General features: G+C 72.0%; 19 protein-coding genes and 3 tRNA genes. 15 read left to right on the top strand and 7 right to left on the bottom strand.

What is annotated here, in order from left to right; all coding sequences use genetic code 11:
* Positions 1 to 48: 48 nt before the first annotated feature.
* From ACYVK5_RS03610 to ACYVK5_RS03625, 4 genes are all read left to right on the top strand, one after another.
* A complete protein-coding gene (locus tag ACYVK5_RS03610; RefSeq protein ID WP_460701920.1) occupies positions 49 to 1,872 on the top strand; it encodes an albusnodin/ikarugamycin family macrolactam cyclase in 1,824 nt (607 codons plus the stop codon).
* Positions 1,869 to 2,474, top strand: coding sequence for a lasso peptide biosynthesis B2 protein (locus tag ACYVK5_RS03615; protein WP_460701921.1), 606 nt, complete (start codon positions 1,869 to 1,871; stop codon positions 2,472 to 2,474). The genes ACYVK5_RS03610 and ACYVK5_RS03615 overlap by 4 nt, the downstream gene beginning before the upstream one ends.
* The gene (locus tag ACYVK5_RS03620) at positions 2,368 to 3,114 is read left to right on the top strand and encodes a GNAT family N-acetyltransferase (protein ID WP_460701922.1); all 747 of its coding nucleotides are present in this window, start codon (positions 2,368 to 2,370) and stop codon (positions 3,112 to 3,114) included. The genes ACYVK5_RS03615 and ACYVK5_RS03620 overlap by 107 nt, the downstream gene beginning before the upstream one ends.
* Before the next feature lie 183 nt (positions 3,115 to 3,297).
* Positions 3,298 to 3,963 (top strand): class I SAM-dependent methyltransferase, encoded by a 666-nt coding sequence (locus ACYVK5_RS03625; protein WP_460701923.1) that lies wholly within the window; start codon positions 3,298 to 3,300, stop codon positions 3,961 to 3,963.
* Positions 3,964 to 4,020: 57 nt separating this feature from the next.
* Here the strand turns inward: ACYVK5_RS03625 and ACYVK5_RS03630 are convergent, their stop codons facing one another.
* Positions 4,021 to 4,884: an alpha/beta fold hydrolase gene (locus ACYVK5_RS03630; RefSeq protein ID WP_460701924.1), complete on the bottom strand. Its 864-nt coding sequence runs from the start codon at positions 4,882 to 4,884 to the stop codon at positions 4,021 to 4,023.
* 49 nt (positions 4,885 to 4,933) lie between these two features.
* Positions 4,934 to 5,215: an ArsR/SmtB family transcription factor gene (locus tag ACYVK5_RS03635; protein ID WP_460701925.1), complete on the bottom strand. Its 282-nt coding sequence runs from the start codon at positions 5,213 to 5,215 to the stop codon at positions 4,934 to 4,936.
* 59 nt (positions 5,216 to 5,274) lie between these two features.
* Here ACYVK5_RS03635 and ACYVK5_RS03640 point away from each other — a divergent pair, with 59 nt between their 5' ends.
* On the top strand, positions 5,275 to 6,117 hold the full coding sequence (locus ACYVK5_RS03640) for an HAD family hydrolase (RefSeq protein WP_460701926.1): 843 nt from the start codon (positions 5,275 to 5,277) through the stop codon (positions 6,115 to 6,117).
* Between the two features lie 118 nt (positions 6,118 to 6,235).
* On the opposite strand, the gene rarD is transcribed toward ACYVK5_RS03640, so the two are convergent.
* Entirely contained in the window at positions 6,236 to 7,270 is a 1,035-nt protein-coding gene (gene rarD, locus ACYVK5_RS03645; RefSeq protein WP_460701927.1) for an EamA family transporter RarD, read from the bottom strand.
* Positions 7,271 to 7,396: 126 nt separating this feature from the next.
* On the opposite strand from rarD, the gene ACYVK5_RS03650 reads away from it, so the two are divergent.
* The 7 genes from ACYVK5_RS03650 (at position 7,397) to ACYVK5_RS03680 (ending at position 13,352) form a co-directional block, all read left to right on the top strand.
* Positions 7,397 to 7,478: transfer RNA gene (locus tag ACYVK5_RS03650), tRNA-Tyr, on the top strand.
* Between the two features lie 357 nt (positions 7,479 to 7,835).
* Positions 7,836 to 7,908: transfer RNA gene (locus ACYVK5_RS03655), tRNA-Thr, on the top strand.
* A 64-nt stretch (positions 7,909 to 7,972) separates the two neighbouring features.
* Positions 7,973 to 8,046, top strand: a tRNA-Met gene (locus ACYVK5_RS03660).
* Positions 8,047 to 8,137: 91 nt separating this feature from the next.
* Positions 8,138 to 8,308, top strand: a complete 171-nt coding sequence (gene rpmG, locus ACYVK5_RS03665) for a 50S ribosomal protein L33 (RefSeq protein ID WP_123815762.1) — start codon at positions 8,138 to 8,140, stop codon at positions 8,306 to 8,308.
* Between the two features lie 37 nt (positions 8,309 to 8,345).
* Positions 8,346 to 8,813, top strand: a complete 468-nt coding sequence (locus ACYVK5_RS03670; RefSeq protein ID WP_460701928.1) for an FAS1-like dehydratase domain-containing protein — start codon at positions 8,346 to 8,348, stop codon at positions 8,811 to 8,813.
* The gene (locus ACYVK5_RS03675; protein ID WP_460701929.1) at positions 8,810 to 9,277 is read left to right on the top strand and encodes a MaoC/PaaZ C-terminal domain-containing protein; all 468 of its coding nucleotides are present in this window, start codon (positions 8,810 to 8,812) and stop codon (positions 9,275 to 9,277) included. The genes ACYVK5_RS03670 and ACYVK5_RS03675 overlap by 4 nt, the downstream gene beginning before the upstream one ends.
* Before the next feature lie 514 nt (positions 9,278 to 9,791).
* Positions 9,792 to 13,352, top strand: coding sequence for an N-acetylmuramoyl-L-alanine amidase (locus ACYVK5_RS03680; RefSeq protein ID WP_460701931.1), 3,561 nt, complete (start codon positions 9,792 to 9,794; stop codon positions 13,350 to 13,352).
* 128 nt (positions 13,353 to 13,480) lie between these two features.
* Here ACYVK5_RS03680 and ACYVK5_RS03685 read toward each other — a convergent pair whose 3' ends face one another.
* Positions 13,481 to 14,737: an MFS transporter gene (locus tag ACYVK5_RS03685; protein WP_460701933.1), complete on the bottom strand. Its 1,257-nt coding sequence runs from the start codon at positions 14,735 to 14,737 to the stop codon at positions 13,481 to 13,483.
* 63 nt (positions 14,738 to 14,800) lie between these two features.
* Between ACYVK5_RS03685 and ACYVK5_RS03690 the strand changes: the two genes are divergently transcribed.
* Positions 14,801 to 15,925 carry a LacI family DNA-binding transcriptional regulator gene (locus tag ACYVK5_RS03690; protein WP_460701935.1) on the top strand — a complete coding sequence of 375 codons (1,125 nt, stop codon included), beginning with the start codon at positions 14,801 to 14,803 and terminating at the stop codon, positions 15,923 to 15,925.
* A 60-nt stretch (positions 15,926 to 15,985) separates the two neighbouring features.
* Here ACYVK5_RS03690 and ACYVK5_RS03695 read toward each other — a convergent pair whose 3' ends face one another.
* On the bottom strand, positions 15,986 to 16,840 hold the full coding sequence (locus ACYVK5_RS03695; protein WP_460701937.1) for a matrixin family metalloprotease: 855 nt from the start codon (positions 16,838 to 16,840) through the stop codon (positions 15,986 to 15,988).
* Between the two features lie 141 nt (positions 16,841 to 16,981).
* Here ACYVK5_RS03695 and ACYVK5_RS03700 point away from each other — a divergent pair, with 141 nt between their 5' ends.
* Positions 16,982 to 18,160, top strand: coding sequence for a UDP-N-acetylmuramate dehydrogenase (locus ACYVK5_RS03700; protein WP_460701939.1), 1,179 nt, complete (start codon positions 16,982 to 16,984; stop codon positions 18,158 to 18,160).
* A gap of 33 nt (positions 18,161 to 18,193) precedes the next feature.
* On the opposite strand, the gene ACYVK5_RS03705 is transcribed toward ACYVK5_RS03700, so the two are convergent.
* Positions 18,194 to 19,228, bottom strand: a complete 1,035-nt coding sequence (locus ACYVK5_RS03705; protein WP_460701941.1) for a L,D-transpeptidase family protein — start codon at positions 19,226 to 19,228, stop codon at positions 18,194 to 18,196.
* Between the two features lie 151 nt (positions 19,229 to 19,379).
* Positions 19,380 to 20,465, bottom strand: a complete 1,086-nt coding sequence (locus ACYVK5_RS03710) for an adenosine deaminase (RefSeq protein WP_460701943.1) — start codon at positions 20,463 to 20,465, stop codon at positions 19,380 to 19,382.
* A 113-nt stretch (positions 20,466 to 20,578) separates the two neighbouring features.
* Here ACYVK5_RS03710 and ACYVK5_RS03715 point away from each other — a divergent pair, with 113 nt between their 5' ends.
* Positions 20,579 to 22,843, top strand: coding sequence for a serine/threonine-protein kinase (locus ACYVK5_RS03715; protein WP_460701945.1), 2,265 nt, complete (start codon positions 20,579 to 20,581; stop codon positions 22,841 to 22,843).
* The last annotated feature ends 91 nt before the right edge of the window (positions 22,844 to 22,934 follow it).

Raw genomic sequence — 22,934 nt, forward strand, 5'->3', positions numbered from 1 at the left:
GCCGAAGCTCACCAGCGCGAGTACACGGGATGCGCGAAGGAGCGGACAATGTACTGGTTTGCGGGATTCCGCGGGGCCGGAACGACTCGGAGCCCAGCGGCAGCGGTTCGGTTGGACATGACGAACGGCCCGGTCTGGCAGGTCGGGCGGTCGCCGGCACGCTGGGTGCGGACGGCGGTTGGGCCGCTGCGGCAGGTCGTGGTGCTGGGAGTGTGTGGCGCGTCCGACGCCGAGATCGACCGGCTCGCGTGCCTCGGCGTCTGTGACGACGTGGCCTGGCGGTGGTCCGGTGCATACGCCGTCGTGGAACTCACGCCGTCGTCCACGACGATCTGGACGGACCTCGCCGCCGCCGTTCCGATCTACACGACCGAGTTCGACGGCGGCTCCTACTGGTCGACATCGGCTCGTGGCCTGGCGGGACTGGCAGAGGCTTCGGTCAACACCGATCGACTGGCCGCTGAGCTCTTGGCACCGTCGTCGCCACTACTGGCCGGGAACTCCACGTTCTTCGAGAACGTGGACATGGTCCCGGCCGGGCATCGGCTGCGGATCGAGCGGAGCGGCGCGATGTCGATGCGGCGGGTGTGGTGGCCGGCGGACGTGGCTGTGCCCTCCGACGTTCCACTTCGTGATGAGCTGGACGCCGCGGTTGGCGTCCGGGTGGATGACGCGGTGTCGCCATCGACTGATCTGTCCGGCGGGCTGGATTCGACCACGCTCACTCTTCTGGCGGCCCGGCGTCGCAGCCCGGACCGGTCCGTGGCGGCGTTCACCGTCCACGCCCCGTTCGACGAACCCACCGGTGACATCCGCTACGCCGTCGAGGCCGCAGAACATCCCGGCATCCGGCACCACATGCTCTCTCTCGCACCAGAGCACCTCCCGTACCGGGATCTGAGGCGGCTCCCCGTCACGGACGAACCCGCACCCTCGACCCGCGCATACGCGCGCTTCTCCTACCAGATGGACGCCATGGCGGACCACGTCGCCAGCGACGTGCACCTCACTGGAGACGGAGGCGATTCGCTGCTGTGTACGCCGGACGCCTGGATCGCCGATCTGATCGCGACCCGACGGTACGCCGAGGCGGGCGGCCTGGCCGTCCAGGTCGCGCGGGTGCGTCGTTGCTCGCCTCGCCGGACGTTGAGCGATGCGGCGGTGCTGAGTCGAACTGAGCCAGGCGATGCGCTGACCAGTTGGGCGATGCTCGTTCGCCGGCAGGCGTCGAGGCGTGCAGCCTGGCGAGCCGCTGCGTACCTGCCGATTCCTGACCAGGCCGCATGGGTCACATCGCTGGCCCGACACCGCGCGGCACAGGTTGCCGAGGCGGCAGCCGACTCGGCGCACCCGGTCCGTGAGCCGGGTCATCGTGCAGCATGGGACGTGGCCCAGCAGATGACCGACGTCGGGCGTACCGCGCACGCCGACGCGCAGCTCGCCGCCGCCCACGACATCAGCCTGCACAACCCGTTCGCCGACTCCCGCGTCATCGACTCCTACCTATCGGCGGTCTCCGGAAGGATGCCGAGTCCAGCCGCATACAAGCCCGTTCTGCGTTCGGCAATGCGCGGCGTCCTGCCCGAGTCCCTGGCGCGGAGAACCACCAAGGGCGTATACACCCCCGACTACCACCAAGGGCTTCGAGCAAATCTGCCATCGCTCACCGACCTGGCCGATGGCCACCTGGCCGCCGCCGGACTGATCGACGTGGCAGCCCTGTCCGGTGCGCTCAAGCGCGGCGCTGTCGGAATCACCGGTGGGCTATGGCCCCTCGATACGACCCTCGCCATCGAGGCATGGCTCCGCACACACCACGCCGCACCCCTAACTACCTGGGAAGACGCTCGAACGAAGGTGCCATCGCCATGAGGGATGCTCGAACCAGCCGCTCGGACAAGGTCGTGGCAGCATTCGACGACGTCACGGTACGCGTCGACTACTGCACCGGAGCCGTGACCGCCGCAACCGGCCATACCGCGCGTGTCTGGGCCAACGCCCCCGGCGCCGTCGTCGGCTCGGTCTGGGGCCTGTCCTTCGGAACCGACGAGACCGATCTCGAACCACAGGCTCCGTCTCCGGTGCTCGCCCACGACTTCGCTGCCGCTGTAGCCGCGCTGGCCGTCACACTGACCGCCCGCAGCCTCGGGCGGCGAACCGCATCGATCTCCCGGTTGATCCGGCTGATCGAGGTCACCGTCCGACACGCACCTTCAACAGCGACGCCCGCTGAAGCCGAACGTGCAGTGCGGGTCGTGCGTCGAGCCGCGCGGTGGATGCCTGCCCGCGTCGCCTGCCTCGAAGAGTCCGTCGCTGCCGTCCTCCTGCTCTCGATGCGCCGCCGCCGGGCCACCTGGTGCCACGGCATTGCGCCCGACCCGATCCAGTTCCACGCTTGGATCCAGATCGACGGCCGCCCGGTCGCCGAACCAGCCACAACCAGCAAATACACCGTCCTGTACACGACAACCTGACCTGGAGTCCATCATCAACACGAACACCAGCCCAGACCTCTGGCTCACCCACGACGGTGTCGGCCTCGGCCCTCTGCGCCCGGATCTGGCCGAGACCTACTGGCGCTGGGAGAACTCCCTGCCCGTCATGGCCGGCTACGCCCGCCAGACCCCCGAATCCCTCACCGAACGCACCATCGGACTCGAAGCCCAGATGGAAGGCACCGCCGGCCAGACCCGGTTCACCATCTACCGCAACCACGACAGCGCCTGGAAGCCCGTCGGGATGACCTCCCTCCTCATCGACGACCGCTACCGCACCGCGGAGTTCTTCATCTACATCGGAGAACCCGACCAGCGCGGACGCGGCACCGGCACCATCGCCACCAGCATGGTCCTGGACTGGGCCTTCCACGTCACCGCGATGGGCTGCGTCCACCTCTCCGTCATCGCGAACAACACCGCAGCCGTCCGCGCCTACGAGAAGGCAGGCTTCCGCACCATCGGCACCCGACGCCGCACCGCGACCTGGCTCGGACAACCCGCCGACGAAGTCCTCATGGACGCCATCCCCGAGGACTACCCCGGACCACGCCTGGTCGAAGCCGCCATCAACGACGGCCAGTCACGGCCCGAGCACGCACTGGCCCCTGAGGGGTAGTGGGTGGGGTGCGTGCACCGCCACCGAGGACGAGCCGGCACGGCGGTCCGGGCGCTCTGAAATCTGTCCATGTGACCAGCGCTACGACGTGTATCCGAACCCCCCCTCGCCCCGATCAGCGCCCCGCTTTCCCCCGATCCCACCGCCTTGTCTGGCAATCCCCGCCTGACTACTGTCGACGTCATGGCCGAGCCCCGTTCCTGGCAGTCCGAGACCGCGCGGCTCGGCAACGCCGACCCGTCCGATCCGACCGGCTGGTTCGAGCGGCTCTGGTCGTCGGCCCGGGACGGCGACGTCACGATGCCGTGGGAGCGGGTCGACCCACACCCCGCGCTGGCCTCGTGGCCGGGCGCTCCGGATCCGGGCACGGCGAGCGGCACCGCCGTCGTCGTCGGGTGCGGGCTCGGGGCTGACGCCGAATATCTGCCCCGGCTCGGCTACGAGACGACGGCGTTCGACATCTCACCTACCGCGGTCGCCGCGGCCCGCGACCGGAACCCCGGCTCACCGGTGACCTACGCCGTCGGGGACCTGCTCGACCTGCCGCGTGAGTGGATCGGCGCCTTCGACCTGGTGGTCGAGATCTACACCGTCCAGGCGGTGAACCGCAGCGTCCGCGACGAGCTCACCGCGGGAGTCCGCTCCTTGGTGGCGCCGGGCGGTACGTTGCTTGCGGTCCAGGCCATTGCCGAACCAGCCGACGACGACGGCCCGCCCTGGCCACTGACCCGGCCGGAGATTGAGGCATTCGGCAAGGACGGACTGTCGGCCGTCTCGATCGAGGAACTCACGATCCCGGGCGTCCCCAGCCGCCCCGGAATCTGGCGTGCGGAGTTCCACCGGACCTGAGGTCGACCTCACGTCATCGCGAATCACCTGCGCTGACGTTCCGTCGTCCATCCATCCCTAAGAGGCAGCGTGCCCCTCGGCGAGCCAGCCGTCGAGAGCCTCCTGCACCCGCGACGCCGCCTCGACCGGCGCGAGGTGGCCGACCCCGTCCAGCGTGGTCACGCGGGGACGCCCGGGAAGGAGTGCCTGTAGCTGCGCCGCCTGGTCGACCGGGATCCACGGGTCCTCCTCGCCCCATCCGATCGCCACCGGGCAGCACACCTGGCCCAGGCGCGCCGCGACCGGACGGGTGTGCTCGGGCCGGAGCGCGGCGATCTGACGGTAGAAGGCCGCCTGCCCCGCCGCCTCCAGCCACGGCCGGCTCAGCGTCTCCACCCAGCCCGCCGTCAGGCGGTGACCGGCCGCACCGGCGATGTACTCCCTGACCAGGGCCGCGTGGAGCGGAGGCGGCAGTGCCAGGAACACGTCGGTGTGCTCGGCGACCAGCCGGAAGAACGGCGATCCCCACGGTTCGAGCGTCACCACGTCCCAGAGGAAGAGGCCGGCGTACTCCCGGTCGTGAAGCAGGTGGGCCCCGAGCGCCACGGCTCCTCCGATGTCATGCGCGACGACGTGCGGCCGCTCCAGGCGCCAGTGCTCGAGCAGCTGGGCGAATCGCGACATCTGGGAGGCGAGATCGACCGGCACCGCCGGATCCTGCGCCGAACGGCCGTACCCGGGCATGTCCCACAGGTACACCCGGCGTCCGCTGCTCAGGTGCCGTGCCGCCTCCGCCCACACCTCCGCCGACCACGGCGTGCCGTGGCAGAACACGATGTCCCCCACCGGAGCCTCCCGCTCAGGAGCCAGGACGTACGTCGCGATGCGCGCCCCGTCGATCGTCACGTGGTCGGGACCCGGCAGCTGTTCCTCCGTGCTCATGCCACGAACCTAGGCCCTGGGGAAGTCCCGGGCCCACCCGCCCACGCGCCTACGTCGTCGTCCCCTCCAGCAGGCCCTGGCCGAGCTCCGTCAGGACGTCCACGACACGCCGCCCGTCGCGCTGCGACGTCACCAGCCCGGCGCGGCGCAGCACCGTCGTGTGCTCCGACGCCGACGCCGGCGAGATGTCCATGCGCTGCGCCAGCAAGGTGGTCGACGCCGACCCGGCGAGCTCCCGCAACGCCCTGGCCCGCGTACGCCCGAGCAGCGCGGCGAGCGCACCCTCGCCCCGCGCGGGCTCGCCGCCGCGCCGCCGTCGGCCACCCGTCACTCGCATCCGGCGTCGACCCGACGGTCCCCACGAGCAGAGCACCGCAGTACCGTTGCGGGGTGATCATCCCTCCTCGCCCCGCATCCCCGGACCGGCCCCGCGTCATCGCGACCGACCTCGACGGCACCCTGCTCCGCTCCGGCGGCACCGTGTCCGAACGGTCCCGCGAGGCGCTCGCAGCCGTGGAGGCCGAGGGCATCGAGGTCGTGTTCGTCACCGCGCGCCCGGCACGCGCCCTCGGGCACCTGGCCGACCTGGTGGGCGGGCACGGACACGTGATCTGCTTCGGCGGGGGAGCGGTCTGGGACCTCGACAGCGACGAGGTGATCGAATCCTGGGGCTTCGCCGACGACGTCGTCGGCTCGCTCGTCACCGAGCTGCGGACCACGCTGCCCGACGTCGCGATGGTCGTCGAGCGCGTCAGCGGACCCGCGTACGACCCCGCCTTCGTGTCCTCACCCAACTTCGCCGAGCCCGGCATCACGGCCGCCCACCGCGCGGTGCCCGTGGAGCAGACCCTCGGCCTGGACCCCGTCCTCAAGCTGATCGCGCAGTCCCCGATCACGGAGCCGGGCGCGCTGCAGGACGTCGTCGGGGGAATCGCCCGGGGCCGGGCGAACCTCGCCTACTCCGGGGCGGTCGGCCTCGCCGAGCTCAACCCCCTCGACGTCACGAAGTCCGCAACGCTCGAACGCTGGTGCGCCCGGCTCGGCGTCGTCGCGCGAGACGTGTGGGCGTTCGGCGACATGCCGGTGGACCTGCCGATGCTGCACTGGGCCGGCCGGGGCATCGCCGTCGCCAACGCGCACGCGGACGTGCTGGCCGGCGCGGACGACGTCGTCGGCTCCAACGACGAGGACGGCGTGGCGGTAGCCCTGGAGAAACTCCTGGCGGAAGGCTGAGGCTGCGCCTGACCGGCGCCCCTGCGACCTGGTCGGTCGGTTGTCGAGCGATCGGCTCCCCGGGCGGCCGATCTCACGACAACCGGCCGACCATGCGACAAGGAGCCGACCACGGGTGCTACCGCGAGCGGCGCGGGCGCGGGTTGCGGCGCGCCACACGCAGGCCGTCCCACGACAGCACCGTGATCGCCAGCCAGACCAGCCCGAAGCCCGCCCAGCGAGCCGGCGGCATCTCCTCACCCAGCACCAGCACCGCGACCAGGAACTGCAGCGTCGGGCCGAGATACTGCAGCATCCCGATCATCGAGAGCGGCAGCCGACGGGCAGCCGCACCGAACAGCAGCAGCGGCAGCGCCGTGATGATCCCCGCCGACACCAGCAGCGCCGCATGACCGACGCCGTGATCCCCGAACGTGTTCGCCGCACCGAGCCAGATCAGATACCCCGCGGCCACCGGGGCCGCCAGCATCGTCTCCACCGTCAGCCCCGGCAACGCACCCACGGAACGCCCGGTCCGGTTCTTCACCAGCCCGTACACCGAGAAGGACAACGCGAGGCAGACGGCGATCCACGGCAGGCCGTTCATCCCCGCCGCGATCACCCCGACCGCCGCGAGCCCCAGACCCACGGCGACCCACTGCGCCGCACGGAGGCGCTCGCGGAGCACGAGGACCGCGAGCAGCACCGTCACCACCGGGTTCATGAAGTACCCGAGCGCGGCGTCGAGCACCCGGTCGGTCAGGACGCCGTACACGTACACCGTCCAGTTCACGACGATCAGCGCCGAGGCGATCCCCAGCGTCCCCACCATGCGCGGGCTCGAGAGGATCGGCCGCAGCTCGCCCAGCGTCCGCGTCGCGACCAGCGCCAGCAGGCAGAAGACCAGGCTCCACAGGATCCGCTGCGCGATGATCTCGATCGCCCCCGCCGGCTCCAGCAGCGGGAAGAACAGCGGCATGCCGACCCCCCAGAAGAGGAAGGCGGCGACGGCGAGGGGCAGACCCCAGCGGTCGGTGTTGCGCTCGGCCTCGTGGTCCGGTCCCGCGTTGTGGTCCGGTTCGGCGCCGCGGCCGGTGATGTCCGACGACGGCCGGTCCGGCCGGGCGGTCCGGTGCGGGTCCGTGGATGCCCCGTCAGGGGCGGTGGTGCTCACCTCGCCACGATAGGGCGCGGGCCGGAGCATCCGGCCCGGCGGGCCTGTGAGGGTGATCACCGGCGGAGACGCGACTTTCGATTTCCCGTGCGGGCCCGGATCAGGTTAGTGTTGCTCCCGCACCACGGCGGGTTACCCGAGCGGCCAAAGGGGGCTGACTGTAAATCAGCTGGCACAGCCTACGGGGGTTCGAATCCCTCACCCGCCACTCGACAGCAGGCGGCGTGTGCTCTCCACGGGAGAGTCGCGCCGCCTTCGTCATTTCTTGTGGGGGGCGCAGCCCCCCCACACCCCGCCCGGGGGCACGCCCCCGGACCCCCCTGTGGGGCTTCGCCCCTTGCCCCGCCGGGGTTGCGTGGGGTGGATCGCCGGCCTCGCGGCGCCGCCCCGCTTGGCGCCGCTGCTTCCAGGCACTTGCGGGTGGGCAGGTGAGTGCCGGTGTGGTCCCTGTGCCCCGTCCCTGGGGCTTCGCCCGGGCCCTTCCGGGTGGGGTCGGCGGAGCGGTTCAGATCACATCCGATTCGATTTCACACCAGGCCCGAGGGCATGTAGAGTCTTCCTCGCTGCCCCGATAGCTCAGTCGGCAGAGCGTCTCCATGGTAAGGAGAAGGTCAAGGGTTCGATTCCCTTTCGGGGCTCTGTGCATCGGCGCGGGGTCGCCCACCGGAATACGGAGGGGTGGCCTCGCGTTCGGTCACGTGCGGCGGGGTAGCTCAGATGGTTAGAGCGCACGACTCATAATCGTGAGGTCGCGGGTTCGATCCCCGCCCTCGCTACCGCCTCCGTCCGGCGCCGGTCGTCGGGCGGAATCCGTAAGACATCATCCGCACACATGGCGCCTCCCTCGAGGCGCGAGAGGTGAGAGCCATGGCCAGCAAGAGCGCTGACGTCCGCCCCAAGATCACGATGGCCTGCGTGGACTGCAAGGAGCGGAACTACATCACGAAGAAGAACCGCCGGAACAACCCGGACCGGCTCGAGATGGCGAAGTTCTGCCCGCGTTGCGGCAAGCACACGTCGCACCGCGAGACTCGCTGAAACCCACGCAGCAGGATTCCACCGACGGAGCTGTCACGTGGCGAACGCCGACTTCCAGGGCCGTGAGTACCCGGCCACTGCTCCCTACTCCGTAGGACGCGAGAAGGTCCGTGAGTTCGCCGACGCCGTCGGTGCCACCGACCCCGCGCACCACGATCTCGTGGCGGCGCGGGGTCTGGGCTATCCGGACCTCGTCGCGCCGCCGACCTTCGCGGTGGTGATCGCACAGCGCGCAGAGGGGCAGTACGTCTCCGACCCGGAAGCCGGGATCGACTTCTCCCGCGTGGTGCACGCCGACGAGCGCTTCACGCACCACCGTCCGATCGTCGCCGGCGACGAGCTCGTGACGGTCCTGCACGTCGACTCGGTGATCAGCCGCGGTCCGCTCTCGATGGTCACGACCCGCTGCGAGATCTTCGCGACCCCCACCGAGGCGAAGAGCGACCCCGGTACGCCGGTCGCCACGGTGATCTCGACGCTCGCGGTCCGCGGGGAGGACGCATGACGACACAGACCGGCCGCCCGGAGACCCAGCCCGCCGGCACCCGGCCCACGCTCACCGGCCTCGCCGTCGGGGACGCGATCGGCACCCGCACGATCGAGTTCGACCGGGCGCGCCTGGTGCGCTACGCCGGTGCGAGCGGCGACTTCAACCGCATCCACTGGGACCAGGCCTTCGCCGAGGCGGTCGGGCTCCCCGGCGTCATCGCCCACGGCATGCTGACGATGGGCAGCGTCGTCGGCCTCGTCACCGAGTGGGCGGGCGACCCCGGCGCCGTCGTCGACTACGCGACCCGCTTCTCGCGCCCCGTCCCCGTGCCCGCCGACGGCGTTGCGACGGTCGAGGTCAGCGGCAAGATCGGTGCCATCGATACGGATGCCGGCACGGCCCGCGTCGACCTGACCGTCACCTTCGAGGGCGCCAAGGTTCTCATGAAGACCCAGGCCGTCGTCCGCCTCGAGCCCTGAGCCAACTCCCACGCTCTGCGGCCATCCCTCGGGAACCGCCGGCGACGCCCTGAACCGTGGCGCGCCCGGTCGGCCTCCGAATGACCGGCAGGACGATCCGAGACCGTGATCGTTCCGCCCGTGAGCGATCGGCAACGTGGATCGCGCGGGTGGGTGCTGCTCGTCCATTGTCCGTGCTGCCGTGCTGCCGTGCTGCCGTGCTGCCGTGCTGCCGTGCTGCCGTGCTGCCGTGCTGCCGTGTGGTCGGGGGTTTCCCGTGTGGTCGGTCAATCACTTGACCGACCACACGGGAAACCCCCGACCACACGACAGGTTGCCGACCGCATCGCCTACCCGCGTGATCCTCACGTTGCCGATCACTCATGCGCGTCCCGATCAGCTGTTGCGTTCGTCCCGTCTGCTGCCTACCTCGTCGCCTTGCCGCATGGTTCGTTCTCCCCCTTCCGGATAGATTCGTCTCGCGATCTGATGCTCGGACTTGTCCGTACTGTCCGGCTAACGAGAGGAACCTTCCGTGAGACACGTCCGACGACGCACCACCGCGCTGGTCGTTGCCGCCGCCCTCGCGAGTACCGCGGCCCCGCTGACCGTGGCGGCCGCCCTGGAACCAGAAGCCGGCGACGGCGAAGCCGCCTGCGCGCCCGTCGTCGCCGCAGGCTCGCTCGACGAGGCGTTCGACGACGCCGCCAGGTCCACAGGCGTTCCGTCCCAGCTGCTCAAGGCCGTCTCCTACCTGGAATCCCGCTGGGATCAGCACGGCGGCCGCCCGAGTGTCGAGGGCGGGTACGGCCTCTTCAACCTCGACGCCACCGGCTACCCCGCGCGCCACTCCCTCGCGGGCCTCTCCGGCATGAGCCATTCCGCCGCCTCCCACATCGCCGCCGCCCGCGACGGCCTCCCCGGAAACGACCACGCCACTAGTAGCGACGCCGCTGGCAACGCCGCCGGGCATGACGCCACCGGTCACGCCACCGGCCACCGCGTCATCGGCAACGCCACCGGCCACGACGCCGCCGCGAAGGCGGGCGCCCTCCGCGCCCCCGACAGCGCTCTCGGCAGCGAAGCAGGGTCCGGACTCGGCAGCGAACTGGCGCGGGCCGCCTCGCTGGCCGGTGTCCCGGTCGCGGAGGTCAAGAAGGACCCGCGTATCAACCTGTGCGCCGGTGCGGCGCTGCTCGCGTCGTACCAGATCCAGGCGGTCGACGACGGCGTCGCCGCTCCTGAGTCGATGCCTCGCCCGGTGGACGAGGCACACCGAACGGTCGAGCGGCCAGCGGCTGCCACCGACATCGTCGAGTGGGAGGTCGCCGTCTCGCGCATGAACGACTCCGAAACCTTCACCGACCAGGTCTACGAAGTGCTCCGCACCGGCGCGGGCGAGGTCACTCCGGACGGGGACACGGTGATCCTGGAGGGCGACCCGTCCGTCGTCGTCCCCGGACAGGAAGAAGCCGCAGCGTCCGGGAAGCCGGCGTCCGGGAAGCCCGCGGCCGGGAAGCCGGCAACCGGCGATCCGGCAGCCCGGGAGCCGGCCGCCGCCGGCGCGCCCACGACCGCCGTCGAGCCGGACTGCCCCGACACCGTCGACTGCGAGTGGCTGCCCGCACCGTACGAGAAGCACGATCCCGACGCCCCCGGCGACACCACGGACTACGGCAACCACGACCAGGCCGACCGCACCGGCGCGGGCGGTCCGAGCCTGGACTACATCGTCATCCACGACACCGAGGGCTCCTACCAGAGCTCCGTGAACCTGGTGCTCGACCCGGAGTACCTGGGCTGGCACTACACGATCCGCTCCGAGGACGGGCACGTCGCGCACCATGTCGACAACGAGGACGTCGGCTGGCACGCGGGCAACTGGTACATGAACATGCATTCGATCGGGATCGAGCACGAGGGCTTCGCGGGGACCGCGGGCTGGTACACCGAGGCGATGTACCGGTCGTCGGCGGACCTGGTGAGGTACCTGGCGGAGCGGTACGACATCCCGCTCGACCGGGCGCACGTCATCGGCCACGACCAGATCCCGGGCATCCTCGAGGGCTACACCCGGAACGTGCACTGGGACCCCGGCCCGTACTGGGACTGGGACCACTACTTCGAACTGCTCGGCGCGCCGATCGGCGGCGACCGGCCGGCGACGACGGACGTCTCACCGGGCGACGTCGTCGAGGTGCGGACCGGCTACGCCGACAACCCGCAGGAGGTCACCGGCTGCGACCAGGCGTCACCGGGCAGCGGGCCGTGCGCGGACGGCGCCGGGACGAACTTCCTGTACCTGCACCAGGAGCCGTCGTCGGACGCGCCGCTGGCCCGCGACCCGGGCTGGAAGCCGGACGGCTCGGACGGCAGCACCTACGCGAGCGACATCAGCGCCCGGGTGCAGTCCGGCCACAAGCTGGTGGTGGACGAGGTCGACGGCGAATGGCTCGGCGTCTGGTGGGCCGGAGCCAAGGCGTGGCTGCACAACCCGGCGTCGCGCCCCGTCGTGGTGCCGACGACGGCACAGACCATCACGGTCGCGGGCGACGAACCTGCTCCCGTCTACGGCCGCGCCTACCCCGAGCCGGAGGCGTACGCCCCGTACCCGGACATCCCGGTCCAGACGATCGGCGACCTGGAGTACGAGATCGGCGTCGGCCAGCGGTACGCGGTCTCCGACGACGACGTCGTCACCGACTACTACCGGGCCGCGACCTTCGACGGCACGGGCCCGGACGACCGCACCGACGTGCTCGGTGAGTCGCGCTACTACCAGGTCTGGCTGGCGCACCGGCACTTCTTCGTGAACGCCGACGACGTCGAACTGCACGAGCCCGCCGGCGACGACCCGGGCGACGGCGACGACGACGGCGACCGGATCACCACGACCCACTGGTCCGGGGCACGGGGACTCGCCGAGGGCACACGCGAGAACCTCCGGCCCGGCAAGGGCGGCGCGCTCACGATCCGCGGCGCCGGACCGACGCGCGAGTACACCGACCCGCACGGGGACGGCGTCCCGGTCGAGTACGAGACGGGCACCTGGACATCGCCGGTCGTGGAGCCGGGATACGCCGTCGACGAGTCGGTGACGTCGTGGAACGCCACCACCCCGACCGGCACCTGGGTCGAGGTCGAGTTCCGGGGCCGCAAGGACGACGGCGAGTGGACCAAGTGGTTCGTCATGGGCCGCTGGGCGAGCGGCGACGACCACACGCCCCGGGACGGCGCCGTCGGCGACATCCACCGCACCTCGGTCGACGGCCAGCACGACGACGACGCCTACCTCTTCACCGACACGTACGTGGCGAGGACCGGCCGCGAGCCCACCGCGTTCCAGACCCGCGTCACGCTGTACCGGCCCGTGGGATCCCGGGTGACGCCGCGGCTCTCGTCGGTGTCGACCATGACCAACGAGTACCTGCCCGACGGCCGCTACGCGGGCACCAGCGAGTTCACGCTGGACCGCGCCGTCGAGCTCGACGTGCCCGGATACAGCCAGCTCACGCACATCGGCGAGTACCCGGAGTTCGGCGGGGGCGGCCAGGTGTGGTGCTCGCCGACGTCGACCACGATGGTCGTGTACTCCTACGGGCCGAAGCACGAGGTCCCCGAGGAACTGCTCGAGGACATCCACGCGCCCGCCGGCGACCCGCAGGTCGCCTACGCGGCGATCAACACCTGGGACCACGCCTACGAGGGCGCGGGGAACTGGCCGTTCAACACGGCGTACGCGCACCGGTTCGGGCTGGAGTCGTTCGTGACACGGCTGCGCTCGCTGGCCGAGGCCGAGAGGTTCGTCGCGGCGGGGATCCCGCTGGTGGTCTCGGTCAACTTCGCCGAGGAGGAGATGCCGGAGGCGGGGTACGGGACGAACGGGCACCTGCTGACGATCGTCGGCTTCACCGAGGACGGCGACCCGGTGCTCAACGACCCGAACAAGGACACGAACGACCAGGTGCGGAGTGTCTACACCCGCGAGAACTTCGAGCGCGTCTGGCAGACCTCCACCGACGGCCTCACGTACGTCCTCCACCCCCGCAAGGTGAAGCTCCCGCCGAACATCCCGGGAGCCACCCCGAACTGGTGAGTCCGCCCCGCCGCGGGGTGGGTGAGGTCGGCGGGTTGTCGTGAGGTCGGTCCCCCGACCGACCGACTTCACGACAACCCGCCGACCGCTCGACAACGGACGGCCACTCGACACCTTGCCGCGGCCTCCTACGCCGCGGGCCTCGCAGTGGCCGGCTCCCGGATCGCCGCCGAGACTGCCAGGCCGAGGATCGTCGGGACCGCGAGCACCAGGACCGCCAGGCGGTAGCCCGTGTGGTCGGCCAGGAAGCCGATCAGCGGCGGGCCGATGAAGAACGCCCCGTAGCCGATCGTCGACACCGCGGCCAGCCGCATCGGCGCGCGCTCCGGGTCGTCCGACGACGCCGACATCCCCATCGGGAAGCCGAGCGCGGCGCCCATGCCCCACATCGCGACGCCCACCAGCGCGAGCCACAGCCACGGCACCAGCGCGAAGATCGCCACGCCGGCGATCGCCAGCAGCATCGTCACGCGCAGCATCGGCACCCGCCCGAACCGGTCGATCGCGCGCGTCCCCGCCAGCCGCATCAGCGTCATGAAGACGAGGAACACGGCCAGCCCCACCGCGCCGACGCCGTTGGAGACCCCGAACCCGTCCACCACGGCGAGCCCGACCCAGTCGTTCGCGACGCCCTCCGTCAGCGCCGCGGCCAGCACGACGAGCCCGACGGCGATGGTGCGCGGCTCGCGCCAGGCCCCCAGCATCCCGCGCAGCCCGGTGCTCGTGGCGTCCGACGGCGTGCTGGAGGCGGGGTCCGCGTACATGTCCGCGCCGTCCGCCGTGGCGCCGCCCGGCACGTCGGTACCGGCGGCACGCACGGCGGACTCGGGCAGGAAGTACCGCACGGAGACGACGACGGACACCAGCGCCGCCGCACCACTTCCGACCAGGTGCCACTGCAGCGGCACCCCGAGGAACGCGACACCCGCGCCGGCCCCCGCGCCGAGCACGGTGCCGAAGGAGAACCCGGCGTGGTAGTGCGGCATGATCGACCGGCCGAGCTGCTTCTCGACGGCCGCGCCCTCGAGGTTCATCGCCGCGTCCCACACCCCGGCGCCGACGCCCCCGAGGACCATCCCGGCGCGGACGACGAGCTCCTGGTCCCAGAACGCGCCGAACGCGGCCAGCGCGATCCCCGACGTCATCACCACGGCGAAGACGAGCACCGTGCGCGCGGTGCCGATCCGCTGGACGATGAGACCGGACAGGGGGATCGCGGCGACGGACCCGATGGCCGCCGTCAGCAGGAGCAGACCCATCTGGTACTCGGACAGGTCGAGGAGGTCGCGGACGGCGGGCAGGCGGGCCGCCCAGCTCGCGAAGGCGAAACCGCTGGCGGCGAATACGACGAAGACGGCGCGGGACGCTGCGTTGAGGTAGGGCACAGGATATTCTCCCGCGAAACGATACGGTCCGAGAACCTATTTCCACGCGTGAGGGAGTTGTTCATGAGCCGGCAGTCCGGCAGCAAGCCGACACTGGCGAAGGTCGCCGAGCGTGCGGGTGTGTCGGTGTCCACGGCGTCGCTCGCGTTCTCCGGCTCAGGTCCGATCACGCCGCAGACCCGGGACCGTGTCCTGGCCGCGGCGAAGGAACTCGACTACTCGGGGCCCAACCCGCTGGGCCGCCAGCTGCGCCAGGGGCGCTCGGGGATCGTGGGCGTGGTCATCGGCGACCAGCTCGGGCGGTCGTTCCGCGACCCGGTGGCGGTGCAGGTGATGCACGGCCTGGTCTCGTCGATCGGGGAACAGGGCATGGGCGTGCTGCTGATCCCCGGCCAGCCGCAGGGCGCCAAGGCGCCGGCCGTGGGCGGGCTCGGGGACGCACCGGAGAGCACGGCCGCCGTCGACCCGCTGGTGGAGACGGCCGCGATGGACGTCGCCGTGCTCGTCTGGGGCGCGCTCACGGACGACCCGAACATCGCCGCACTGCAGCGGCGTGGCGTGCCGATCGTGATCGGCGAGGGCGCGAAGGTCGACGACGTGCCGGTCGTGGCGATCGACGACCGCTCCGGCACGGCGGAGGTGGTGCGGCACCTGGTGGACCTGGGCCACACCCGGATCGCGGAGATCACCATGCCGTTCGGCCGCGGCGAGCGGTCCGGGCCGGTCGACGCCGAGCGCCTCGAGCAGGCGGACCGGACCCCGACCCGCAACCGGCTGGCGGGCGTGCGCGACGTGATCGAGCCGGTGATGTCCTGGGAGACTCCGGCGTCGCTCGTGGAGCACGGCCGCGACGCGGCCACGGAGATCCTGGGGGAGTGGGCGCCGGCCAACGACCGCCCGACGGCGATCGTGGCGCACTCCGACCTGCTGGCCGCCGGCGCGGTGATCGCCGCGCGGGAGCTGGGGCTGCGCGTCCCGGAGGACGTGTCGGTGGTCGGGTTCGACGGACTGGACCTGCCGTGGCTGTCGCCGGACGTGCTGACCTCCGTCAGCCAGCCGCTCGTCGAGAAGGGCCGGGCTCTCGGTGCCGCCGTGGCGGCGGTGCTGACCGGCGACGACCCGGACGACGTCGTGCTGACGACGACGTTCCAGGAGGGGACGACGACGGGCCCGGTGCCGGAGCTCTGAGACCACCGGCGGGCCGGGCTGAGGCGTCCGACCGGCCTCCCGGTCGCGCCGCCCCGTCGCTCACGTGTCCGTGTGGCACTCCCCGCGGCCGGCGAGGGCCAGTCCCTCCCGGTCACCGTCGCCGAGCTCCCGCACGTCGAGCGACCCCTCCGGGTACATGACCTGCGTCGGATCGTCGACGTGGCCCAGCCCGAGCGCGTGGCCCAGCTCGTGCACCGTCACCGTCTCGATGTAGTCCCGCCCGCCGGGCAGGTGCAGCCAGCGGTCGAGCACGTCCTCGTTCAGCGTGACCGCGCCAGTGACCAGCCGGGACGCGCCGTCGATGGTCACCATCGTCGCCCCGCCGAGCCCGGCCACGTCGCCGTCGAGGGCGGCCACCTCGTCGGCTCCCGCCCACGCGATCAGGAGCGGGGCCCAGCGGTCGCCGTACCTGTCCGGCTGGATCGGCCTCCGTTGCGCGCCCGGCGCCTCCTGCGTGGCGCCGTCCTCCTCGAACTGCAGGCCGGTAGCCTCCTCCACCCGTTCGACGGCGTCGCGGATCTCGACCAGCACGGACGCGGGCATGTCGTCCGTGCGCACCACGTAGTGCAGCGGGCGGCACGGGTCGTGGCGCACCGGGGTGTCGTCGTCGGCCATGTGCTCGAAGGCGTGGGTCCCGCCCGGGCCCGGGTCGACGGCGGGCAGGATGCGCTCGGACCGTGCGTCCTCGGGAACGGGCGGGATCGGGACGCCGTCGATGCGCGGCCGGAGCGCGGGTGCCTCGGCCCCGTCGGGACGCCAGACGAACGGCTCCATCGAGGCCTGCTGCTCGAGGTCGAGGACCTGCCGCAGCTGGGGCAGTCCGACGACGATCAGCAGCGCCGCGAGGACCGCGAAGACGGCGAGCGTGAACAGCGTGCGAGCGACTCGTCGCATGGTCACCTCCCGGAACCAGCATGGACCACCCCGGGGACACGCACGAGACGTCCGAATGGTTCCCACAAGATCGACGGACTTCACCCGCGGCATGTCGAAGATGTGCACAATCTCCGGCGCGCGTGTAGATAGGCTTGCATGGTGACCGCAGACCAGGACGTGCTTCCACACAGCGCCGTCGTCCCGAGTCTCGCCGACCTCACGACGCTGAGGGTCGGCGGGCCAGTCGCCTCCTACGTGGAGGCCACGACCGAGCAGGAGTTCCTCGACGCCGTGCGCACGGCGGACGAGACCGGAACCCCGCTCCTGGTCGTCGGCGGCGGTTCGAACCTGCTCGTCGCAGACGAGGGCTTCGACGGGGTGGTGGTCCGCGATGTGCGCACCGGCCTGGACGTCGTGTCCACGGACGCGTGCGGCGGCGCCGTGGTCTCCGCTCCCGCCGGGCAGAGCTGGGACGAGCTCGTCCGGGAAGCGGTCGACTCCGGCTGGTACGGGGTGGAGGCGCTGTCCGGTATCCCGGGGACCGTCGGGGCCGCGCCCGTGCAGAACATCGGCGCGTACGGCCAGGAGGTCGCGTCGACGCTGGCCAGCATCCGCGTGTGGGACCGCGCGCAGTCCCGGGTGCGCACGCTCGCGAACAGCGAGCTCGGGTTCGGGTACCGCACGTCGACCCTCAAGCGTTCCATGCATGCCGCCGGCCGCCAGGAGGGCGCGGGCGACCCGCTGGCGCCCTGGTACCCGACACCGCGCTACATCGTCCTGGACGTCACGTTCCAGATGCGGCTCGGCACGCTGTCGGCCCCGATCGCCTACGGTCAGCTCGCGGCCCGGCTCGGCGCCGCGCAGGGTGACCGGATGCCTACCCAGGACGTGCGCGAGGCGGTGCTGGCGCTACGCGGCAGCAAGGGGATGGTGCTGGATCAGCCGGACGCACCGGACCACGACCGGTGGAGCGCCGGGTCGTTCTTCACGAACCCGATCGTGCCGATCGACCTCGCGGAGCGGTTGCCCGCGTCGGCGCCGCGCTTCCCGGTCCGGGAGACCACCGAGGCGGGGCGGGAGACAGCCGTCGACCCGGCCGTCGTGAAAACGTCCGCCGCCTGGCTCATCCAGCACGCCGGCTTCGAGCCCGGGTTCGGGCTGTCCGGCGAGCACAGCCCGGCACGGCTGTCCACGAAGCACACCCTGGCGCTCACCAACCGGGGCAGCGCCCGCGCCGAGGACCTCATCGCGCTGGCCCGGGCGGTCCGCGACGGTGTCCGGGACCACTTCGACATCACCCTGGTCCCGGAGCCGGTCCTGGTGGGCGTGGCGCTCTGACAGGACGCCCGCGCAGGAGTTCCCTGCGCGTTGTCAGTACACGAGCACCCGCGTCCCCGGAGGCGCCCCCCAGGCGTCCCAGATCCAGTTCATCGCGGCGTTCGACACGCGCACACAGCCGTGCGACGCCGGGAACGGCGGCACGGACCCCGACCCGTGCACCGCGATCGCGCCGTTGAAGTACTTGGGCCGCCACATGTCGCCCAGCTCGAGCGTCGAGGAGTGCATCCCGTCGATCTGGTTGTACACGGCGAAGTCGCCCCGCGGCGTGGACGCCGTGTAGGTCCTGCCCCGCGCCTCGAACCGCTCCCCGTTGCCCGAGGCCGCGTTGATGGTCCTGACGACCCGGCCGTTCTCCACCGCCAGCACGAGCTGCCGGGCGATGTCGATCTCGATGACCTTGCCCGAGGAGCTTCGCGGCTGCGGCACCACCCCGTTGTCGAGCGCACGCTGCGTGTTCGGGCCGACGACGCCGTCCCGGTACAGGCCGCCCGCCTTCTGCAGCGCCCACAGGGCCTGCTGCGTCTCGCCGCCGTAGACGCCGTCGACCGCCGTGATGTAGTAGCCGAGATCCTGCAGCCGCTGCTGCACGTCCGCGACGCGCTCGCTGTCCTCGCCGAACGCGATGTACGCGGGAAGCTCGGGCTCCTCGTCCGTCGTCTCCTCCGGGTCGCCGTCCGCGTCGCCGTCGTCGGCCTCGTCGTCCCTGCCGTCGTCACGGTCGCGGTCGCCGCGCTCGCCGTCGTCGTCCCCGCTCGCGTCGTCGTCGGCGTCGTCGGCGTCGTCCGCGTCACCGGACGGACCGTCGGAACCCTCGTCGTCCGGCTCCTCGGACTCCCCGGCCCCGCTCGGCTCCTCGGAGGGTGAGGGGCCCGGATCCTCGGTCCCGTCGTCCGTCCCGCTCGGCGACGGCGAGGCCGTGGGCGAGCTCGCGGGCGACGACGCCGTCGCGTCGGCCTCCGATCCGCCGTCGGCGGAGCATCCGGCCACCACCGTGCCGCTCAGCAGCAAGGCCGTGAGCAGTGCTACCGCGCGTCGGGCGGAGGTCCCGCCGTCTGTCCTGGACATGTCGTTCCCCTCATGAGGCCGCCCGATCGGGGCGCCTGCCGCCTAAGGGGTCGCGCCGGCGCGACCCCGTGAAGTGCCTCGGCACTCGTCGCGAGTGTCCGTCACTGAGAGCTGACGCGCCAGTACCGACATTCGTTGTCCCAAGAGATCGTCACACAACCGTGACCGGCTCGTCCTGATTCCTGCCAAATCTACCGTGACCTGCGGCGATTCCGGGGTCAGGAGTGGCCAGCCAGGTGTCCACGCCGTCAAGCAGTCGCTTCTTCGTGGACGACGACGCGCGGCTCGCCCGGATCGACGACCGCGCCAGCTCGGCCAGCTCCGCGTCCGAGAACCCGTGCATGTCCCGGGCGGTCTCGTACTGAGCCAGCAGGCGGGAACCGAAGAGCAGCGGGTCGTCGGCGCCGAGCGCGATCCGGGCTCCGGCGTCGGCCAGCCGGCGCAGCGGGACCTCCGCGGCCTCGTGATAGACGCCGAGGCTCACGTTGGAGGCAGGACACACCTCCAGGGCGACCTCGCGGTCCACGATCTTCTCGAGCAGCCGGTCGCTCTCGGCGGCCCGCACGCCGTGCCCGAGGCGGTCGGGTTCCAGGTCGCGCAGCACCACGGCGATGTGGTCGGGGCCGAGCAGCTCGCCGCCGTGCGGCACCGCCGCGAGGCCGGCCCGGCGGGCGATCTCGAAGGCGCGGGCGAATCCGCTCGTGTTCCCGCGGCGCTCGTCGTTGGACAGCCCGAAGCCGACGACGTCGCCGACGCCGTCACCCGCGTAGCGCGCGGCCAGCCGGGCGAGCGTCCGGGCGTCGAGCGGGTGCTTCATGCGCGAGGCGGCCACGATCACCGCGACCTCGATGCCGTGGTCGGCGCTCGCGCGGCGTGCGGCGTCGATGACGACCTCCACGGCGGGCGTGATCCCGCCGGTGAACGGGGCGTACGACGTCGGATCCACCTGGATCTCCAGCCGCCCCGAGCCCTCGGCGGCGTCGTCGGCGGCGGCCTCGTCGACGATGCGGCGCATGTCGTCCTCGGAGCGGACGCACTTGCGTGCGGCGTCGTAAAGACGCTGGAAACGGAACCAGCCGCGCTCGGTCGCCGGGAGCTGCAGCGGGTCGCCGTCGGTCAGCGCTGCCGGGAGCTTGACCCGGTACTTCGCCGCCAGGTCGGTGAGTGTCCCGACTCGCATGGATCCCGTGAAATGGAGGTGTAGGTGGGCCTTCGGAAGGAGCGCCAGGTCTCGCATCTGCGTAGTCTGGCAAAGCGGGCTGAGCGTGGCATGCGCCGTCCGTGATTGTTTCCACCACATCGATCTCCGAAACAAGCGCCTGGCGTCGCCCGCCGGAACTCCCGGGAGAAATGACCAGTACACCGAAAACGCCTGGCGAGGGCGTGCCCGACGACCACGACATCGAGGCCACCCAGCCGGAGCACGAGAGCGCGGACCCAGGGAACGGGCCGGACACCGAGCCCCCGGCCACCGGCGACGCCGGCTCCGACGCCCGGGCCGATGATGACGGCCCCGATGCCGGCGGCCCCGACAAGGGCGAGGATGACGCCGCCGCGGACGCCGAGCGCGACGACGTCGCCATGCGCGACGACGCCACCGATGCGACCACTGCCGGCGACGCCGGCTTCGGTGGTGACGGCCCCGACGCCGGCAACCTTGACAAGGGCGAAGATGACGCGGATGCCGAGCGCGACGCGGACGCCGACGCGACCGGTGTCGGCGACGCCGGCACCGATGATGACGGCTCCGCCGCCGGTGACGCCGACAAGGACGACGCCGACGTCGACAACGCCGAGCGCGACGATGTCGACGGCGTTCACCACGACGGCGGCGAGCGTGCCGGCGGTGACCGCGAGAGCGGCGGCGAGGATGACGACAGCTCGCCCGAGCCCGACGGTGACCGTACCCAGCCCGACCTCGAGGGCGCGTCGGCCGAGCCCGAACATCACGGCGGGCGCGTCATGCTCGGAGGGCGTTACGAGCTCGGCGACGTGCTCGGTACGGGCGCCACGTTCACGGTCTACGAGGCCCGCGCGGTCGACGAGGCCGGCACCGGCGACGCGTGGCCCCTGGTGGTCAAGGTGCTGCACCCACACCTGGTCGACGACGAGTTCGCGCGCACGGCCCTGCTGCGCGAGGTCACCGCGTCGGCACGGGTCGAGCATCCCGGGGTGGTCTCGGTGCTGGCGACGGGGGAGGACGACGTCGCCGGCGCCGTCGTGCCCTGGACGGTCATGGGCCGGTTCCCCGGGACACTGCTCTCCGACGCGGCTGCGAGCGGGGGCCTGCCCTGGCAGGCCGCGCTGGAGATCGTCGCCGACCTGCTGGACGGGCTCGCCGCGGTGCACGACGCCGGGCTCGTCCACCGCGACATCGCACCGCGCAACGTCTTGGTGGACCGGCGCGAGGACGGGACGTACGGCGTCGGGCTGCTCGACCTGGGGCTGACGGCACCGACCGGAGGCCCGGGCGACGGCGAGACCGTCTCCGGCTCGATCATCGGCATGTCACCGGAGCAGGCCAAGGGGCAGCCGCTCGACGCGCGCAGCGATCTGTACTCGATCGGCGCCCTGACCTACTACGCGATCACGGGGCACGCCCCGTTCGAGCGGGCGGCGGCACAGGACGTGCTCCGGGCCCACGTCGAGGCGCCGGTTCCCGCGGTGTCCGCGCGCAAGCCCACGGTGCCGGGACAGGTCGACCGGATCGTCGCCCGGGCGATGGCGAAGAACCCCGTCCGCCGCTACCCGGACGCCGTAGCGATGGCAGCCGCGGTCCGATCCCTGCTCAAGGGCTTCGACGGTCCCGGCGGCCGCCCGGTCGTCGCGCTGCCCTCGGGGGACCCGACGGTCGACCTCGCGCAGCTCGGCAGCGACCCCACGGAGAAGCTCGACCAGGTCGGTGGCGGCACGCTCAAGGTCGGTCAGTTGTCCGACGACGTCGCAGGCGGGTCGCGTACCACCGTCGTCGGCGCCTACGTCCCGGTGGCCGACACGGCGTCGACCGAGGTGCTCCCGCCGGCCGTGCCGGCCGCGGGCGGGGGGCGGCCACCCATCGGCCCGCCCCCGGTCGCCGTCCCCGAGGAGGGGCAGCCGGCCCGGCGCGGGCGTGTCGTCGCCCTCGTGGTGGCGATGGTCCTGCTGTTCGGCGCCGGCGGGCTCGCGCTCACGAGCCTGCTGAACAACGACTGGACGTGGACTCCTGCCGACGAGGTGACGCGGGAGGCCTCGAAGCGGCCGAGGCCGTCGCCGCCGTCCTCGCCGCCGTCGTCGGATCCCGTGGTGCCCGCCGTGCCGGAGACGGACCCCGGGACGACGGAACCGGCGCCGTCTCCGACGCCGTCCTCGACGCCGTCGTCGTCCCCGTCGTCGTCGCCGACCGAGCCCAGCGAGGAGCCGACCGAGGATCCCACCGAGGAACCGACGGACGAGCCGACCGACGAGGTGTCCGACCCGCCGGACGATGACGGCGGGACCGGTGGCGACGGCACGGGCGACGGCGGCACGGGCGGCGACGGGACCGGTGACGACGGCACGGGCGACGGCGGCACCGGTGGCGGCGGGACCGGTGCCGACGGCGGCGCCGGCGGTGGTCTTGAGCAGGATGCGGGCTGAGGCGAGCGGCACGGGACGATCGGGCTCCGGCTGTCGCGCTCCGGGAGGTGCGCGGGCGGATTCGGGTTCGACCCACCGCCTCCCGTGCCGT

The sequence above is a fragment of the Myceligenerans halotolerans genome, assembly GCF_054782975.1.

Bases quoted from the DNA above. Each gene is read 5' to 3' on its own strand.
- ACYVK5_RS03610 (WP_460701920.1), top strand. From the start codon at position 49: ATGTACTGGTTTGCGGGATTCCGCGGGGCCGGAACGACTCGGAGCCCA.
- ACYVK5_RS03615 (WP_460701921.1), top strand. From the start codon at position 1,869: ATGAGGGATGCTCGAACCAGCCGCTCGGACAAGGTCGTGGCAGCATTC.
- ACYVK5_RS03625 (WP_460701923.1), top strand. From the start codon at position 3,298: ATGGCCGAGCCCCGTTCCTGGCAGTCCGAGACCGCGCGGCTCGGCAAC.
- ACYVK5_RS03630 (WP_460701924.1), bottom strand. From the start codon at position 4,884: ATGAGCACGGAGGAACAGCTGCCGGGTCCCGACCACGTGACGATCGAC.
- rpmG (WP_123815762.1), top strand. From the start codon at position 8,138: ATGGCCAGCAAGAGCGCTGACGTCCGCCCCAAGATCACGATGGCCTGC.
- ACYVK5_RS03675 (WP_460701929.1), top strand. From the start codon at position 8,810: ATGACGACACAGACCGGCCGCCCGGAGACCCAGCCCGCCGGCACCCGG.
- ACYVK5_RS03690 (WP_460701935.1), top strand. From the start codon at position 14,801: ATGAGCCGGCAGTCCGGCAGCAAGCCGACACTGGCGAAGGTCGCCGAG.
- ACYVK5_RS03695 (WP_460701937.1), bottom strand. From the start codon at position 16,840: ATGCGACGAGTCGCTCGCACGCTGTTCACGCTCGCCGTCTTCGCGGTC.
- ACYVK5_RS03705 (WP_460701941.1), bottom strand. From the start codon at position 19,228: ATGTCCAGGACAGACGGCGGGACCTCCGCCCGACGCGCGGTAGCACTG.
- ACYVK5_RS03710 (WP_460701943.1), bottom strand. From the start codon at position 20,465: ATGCGAGACCTGGCGCTCCTTCCGAAGGCCCACCTACACCTCCATTTC.
- ACYVK5_RS03715 (WP_460701945.1), top strand. From the start codon at position 20,579: ATGACCAGTACACCGAAAACGCCTGGCGAGGGCGTGCCCGACGACCAC.